At 61.3% G+C, this 5,134-nt stretch carries 2 protein-coding genes; both read right to left on the reverse strand.

Features of this window, described 5'->3' with window-relative positions; translation table 11 throughout:
* Window positions 1–132 precede the first annotated feature (132 nt).
* Window positions 133–1,554, reverse strand: coding sequence for a nitrate reductase subunit beta (narH, locus tag QNK41_RS20565; RefSeq protein ID WP_319260974.1), 1,422 nt, complete (start codon window positions 1,552–1,554; stop codon window positions 133–135).
* Window positions 1,544–5,134: nitrate reductase subunit alpha (locus tag QNK41_RS20570; RefSeq protein WP_319260977.1), on the reverse strand; the 3,591-nt coding region annotated here is incomplete at its 5' end. The genes narH and QNK41_RS20570, both read right to left, overlap by 11 nt.

Raw genomic sequence — 5,134 nt, forward strand, 5'->3', positions numbered from 1 at the left:
TCGGGCGGGTGATCGGTCATTGTTGATCTTTCCTTCTCATTGTCGAATAGCTTTAGTCGCCAATTATATTTTCTCTGCGCCCTCCGCGTTCTCCGCGGTGAAATTTTTCCGGTTATTCATGCAACCACGCATCTAACATGCTTCACCAAAGCCGCAGCAGCCCTGCCGGGCGTGATTATCGTCATCCTGAACGGGCTTGGTCGGCAGAACAAAACGATCCTCCAGGCGCGCCAGGGCCAGCAGGCGGTAAATCTTTCCGACCATCTCTTCATCAAGCCCCACCGCATCGAGCAACTGTTTATCGGACCGCTTTTCCACCCGTTGGGTCCGCATGTATTGACGGACGGCCGAGAGGCGTTTGAGGGCGCTCCTGACCGGCGCCTCGTCACCGGCGGTGAGCAGGTTGGCCAGATAGGTCATGGGAATGCGCATGCGGTCGATGGTATCCGATTCCTGGGAAGGCTCTACCTGGCTGCTGACCGGACTTAGCGGCGGCACATACCACACCATGGGAAGGGTGCGAAATTCGGGGTGCAGCGGCAGGGCCAGGCGCCATTCTTTGATCAGCGCATAGGTCGGTGATCGCTTGGCGGCGGCCAGCATGTTCGGCGCGATACCCTGGGCGGCGGCGCGGCGCTCGACTTCGGGATCGTTGGGGTCGAGAAGGATCTCCAGGTGGGCCGGGTAGACGGCCTGGTCGGATGGGGCGGCTGCCGTCTCGGCGATTCGGTCCGCATCGTAAAGCAGAACCCCCACGTAACGGATGCGGCCGACGCAGCTGTGGGCGCACAGCGTGGTCAGGCCGGCTTCGACCCGGGGATAGCAGAAGATGCACTTTTCCGCCCGCCCGGTCTTCCAGTTGAAATAGACTTTCTTGTACGGACAGCCCGACACGCAGTAGCGCCAGCCCCGGCAGCGCTCCTGATCCACCAGGACGATGCCGTCCTCATCGCGCTTGTAAAGGGCGCCGGACGGACAGGAGGCCACGCAGGCCGGGTTGAGGCAATGCTCACACAAGCGCGGCAGCCAGAACATGAACACGTTGCGAAACTGCAGGTAGGTCGCAATCTCTAAATTTTTAAAATTGACATCTCCGGCGCCGGTTTCGCCCAGGCCGGCCAGATCGTCCTCCCAGTTGGGACCCCACTTGAGTTTTATCGGTTTGCCGGTCAGGCGGGAATGGGGACGCACGGATGGCTGGTGCTTGCGTTTGGGACTCTCGATCAGCCGTGCATAGTCGTAATTCCACGGTTCGTAGTAGTCGTCGATTACCGGCAGGTCGGGATTGTGAAAGATGTTGAGGCCTTTGTGCAGGCGGCCGCCGGCTTTGAGCTGCAAACGGCCCCGGCGCAATTCCCAGCCGCCCCGGTAAACCTCCTGGTTCTCCCAGCGTTTGGGATATCCGATACCGGGTTTGCATTCGACATTGTTGAACCACATGTATTCGGCGCCGTCACGATTGGTCCAGACGTTCTTGCACGGGATGCTGCAGGTGTGGCAGCCGATGCACTTGTCCAGGTTCAACACCATGGCGTATTGGGCTTTAATCTTCATACCAGTCCACCTCCCCGGCTTTGCGCACGATAATCGTCTCGTCGCGCTGGGACCCAATGGGGCCGTAATAGTTGAACCCATAGCTGAGCTGCGCGTAACCGCCGATCATATGGGTGGGCTTGACGACGATGCGGGTCACGCTGTTGTGGGTGCCTCCGCGTCGGCCGGACAGCTTCGATCCCGGCGTGTTGATCAACCGTTCCTGGGCATGATACATGAACGCCTTGCCCGGTGGGATGCGCGGGCTGACCACCGCCTTGGCCATGACCACCCCGTTGGCGTTGAAGCATTCCAGCCAGTCGTTGTCCCGGACCGCTATTTTCAAGGCATCCTCATCGTTGATCCAGATCGCCTCGCCGCCGCGAAACAGGGTCAGCATGGTCAGGGTGTCCGAATAGGTGCTGTGAATCGACCATTTTGAGTGGGGCGTCAGGTAATTGAGCTCGATCTCCCGCTCCGGCTCGCGGTGCACAAGAATTGAGCCCGCATTCAGCATATCCAGCGGCGGCCGGTAAAGGGGCAGGTGTTCGCCAAAATCCAGCATCCATGGGTGGTCCTGATAAAACTGGGCCCGGCCCGTGAGCGTCCTGAAAGGGATCTTTTCCTCGATGTTGATCACGAAGGGCGAATAGCGCCGCTCTTCGGATTCGATGCCGCTCCAGATCGGCGAGGTGATGATCTTGCGCGGCTGGACGGTCAGGTCATCGAACCGGAAGCGCTCACCCTGACGGCGCAGGCTCAGGTGCTGCAGCGACAGGCCGGTGCGTTTTTCCACCCCGATCCAGGCTTTGACCGCCGTCTCGCCATTGGTCTCCGGCGCCAGCATCAGGATGGTTTCGGCCACCTGTTTGGCGGTCTGCATCACCGGCTGTCCTTGACTGACGCCCGCTTCGACGATCGTGCCCAATGAGGCTTTCAAGGCCTCGACTTCCTCTTGCGCTTTCCACACGACCCCCTTGGAACCCACGCCCGCCGAGGCGGCCAGGGGACCCAGGGCGGTCATTTTGCGATAGACATTCGGGTAATCGCGGGTCACCACCGCCAGGCTGGGCATCGTCCGGCCCGGCTGCGGTTCGCATTCGCCCTTGCGCCAGTCCCTGACATCCGGCTGGGCGATTTCGCCGGGGCTGTCGTGCATCAGGGGCGTGGCCACCAGGTCTTTGACTGGCCCCAGGTGCTCAACCGCCATCTGCGAGAATTTTTCGGCGATGGTTTTAAACTGTTCCCAGTTGGTGCGGGTCTCCCAGGGTGGGTCGATGGCCGGGTTGAACGGGTGGATAAACGGGTGCATGTCGGTGGTGTTCAGGTCGTGCATCTCGTACCAGCCGGCCGCCGGCAGAGCGATGTCGGCGTACATGGCGCTGGTGGACATGCGCAGCTCCAGGGTGACCAGCAGGTCCAGTTTGCCTTCCGGGGCCGGATCGCGCCATTTGATCTCTTCCGGGCGCACGTCGCTGTCCGTGTTGAGCACGGCGTTGTCCACGCCCAGCAGATGCTTGAGGAAATACTCATGGCCTTTGCCGCTGGCGCCCAGCAGGTTGGCCCGCCACAGGAACAGCACCCGCGGGAAATTGGCCGGGTTGTCCGGATCTTCCACGGCAAAGTGCAGTTCGCCCTTTTTCAGTTTATCGACCACATAGGCCACGATCTGCTCGTCCGACTCGGCACCGCTGGCCACGGCCTCGCGCACCAGGTCGATGGGGTTCTGGTCGAACTGCGGGTACGAGGGCAGCCATCCCAGGCGGGCGGCAATCACGTTGTAATCGGCCATGTGCTGCAGGGGCTTTTTTTCGGCCAGCGGCGAAAGCACGGTTTCGGGCCGCAGCGTGTCGTAGCGCCACTGGTCACTGGCAAAATAGTAAAACGAAGTGCCGTTTTGCAGCCGTGGCGGCCGTTGCCAGTCCAGGCCGAAGGCCACCTGGGACCAGGCCGCCTGGGGACGCACTTTTTCCTGGCCGACATAGTGCGCCCACCCACCGCCGTTGACTCCCTGGCAGCCGCACAGGGTGGTCAGGTTGATGATGGTGCGGTAGATCATGTCGCTGTGATACCAGTGGTTGGTGCCGGCGCCTAAAAAGATCATGGATTTACCGTGGGTCTTTTCGGCGTTGTCAGCGAACTCGCGTGCCACCCGGATGACATCGGCTGCCGGAACCCCGGTAATGGCTTCCTGCCAGGCGGGCGTGTAGGGCTTGGGATCGGTGTAATCGGTTGGGTAGTCTGAAGGTACAGAGGGTGCGTTCTTGGGAGACACGCCCAGTTGGGCGGTCATCAGGTCGAGGACCGTGACCACGCGTCGTTCGCCCGCGGCGGTGGCAACGGTTTTGAAAGGCACCAGGCCTTTTTGGGTTGCGACGCCGGCGGCCTCGAATATGGGGAAGGAGACCGTTTGCCACCCATCCGCTTGCTCTGCAAAACTGAGCAGCGGGTCAATGCGCCGGCCGTTTTCCTCCAGTTTCAGGTTCCAGCGCCCCTCTTCGTTCCAGCGAAACCCGATGCTGCCGTTGGGGACATGGAAATCACCACTGGTCGCGTCAACCACCACCGTTTTCCACTGGGCATTGTTGATCTCGGCACCCAGATCCGCGGCACGCAGAAACCGGCCGGGCGCATGGGTGTCGCCACGCTCGTCGAGCACCACCACGAAGGGCAGGTCGGTATACTGTTTGGCGTAATCGATAAAATAGGGTACCTGGCGGTCAACGTAGAACTCCTTGACGATGACGTGGGTCATGGCCATGGCCAGTGCCGCGTCCGTCCCCGCCTTGGCCGGCAGCCAGGTGTCGGCGAACTTGACATATTCGGCGTAATCGGGCGCCACGGCTGTCACCCGGGCGCCGCGGTAGCGTGCCTCGGTGTAAAAATGGGCATCGGGCGTTCGCGTCATGGGCAGGTTGGCGCCCCAGACGATAAAATAGCTTGATTCATACCAGTCGGCACTTTCGGGCACATCGGTCTGCTCGCCCCAGATCTGCGGCGAGGCCGGCGGCAGGTCGCAATACCAGTCGTAGAAGCTGATCATGGACGCGCCGATCAACGACAGGAATCGTGAACCCGAGGCGTAGCACACCATGGACATGGCCGGGATCGGGGAGAACCCGAAAATGCGGTCCGGGCCGTACTTTTTTATCGTGTGGATCAACCCTGCGGCGACCATTGTGGCGGCCTGGTCCCAGGTGGCCCGGACAAAACCGCCCTTGCCGCGCTCTTTATGAAACCGGCTGCGTTTTTCCTCATCACCGACGATACTCTCCCAGGCAGCCACCGGGTCGTCGGTCCGCCCCATTGCCTCGCGCCACATTTCCAGCAGGCTGGATCGGATCAGCGGGTATTTCAATCTCACCGGGCTGTAGGTGTACCACGAGTAGGTGGCCCCGCGCGGGCACCCGCGCGGTTCATGGTTGGGATATCCTTCACCGCAGGCCGGATAGTCCGTCGCCTGGGTTTCCCACACCAGGATGCCGTCCTTGACATAGACATCCCAGGAGCAGGACCCGGTGCAGTTGACCCCGTGGGTGGAACGCACCTTTTTGTCATACTGCCAGCGGCGGCGATACAGATCTTCCCACTCCCGCTGACC

Source organism: Desulfosarcina sp. (genome assembly GCF_033791525.1).
Classification (GTDB): Bacteria; Desulfobacterota; Desulfobacteria; order Desulfobacterales; family Desulfosarcinaceae; genus Desulfosarcina.

Coding starts and splice junctions, on each gene's coding strand:
- narH (WP_319260974.1), bottom strand. CDS start 1,554: ATGAAGATTAAAGCCCAATACGCCATGGTGTTGAACCTGGACAAGTGC.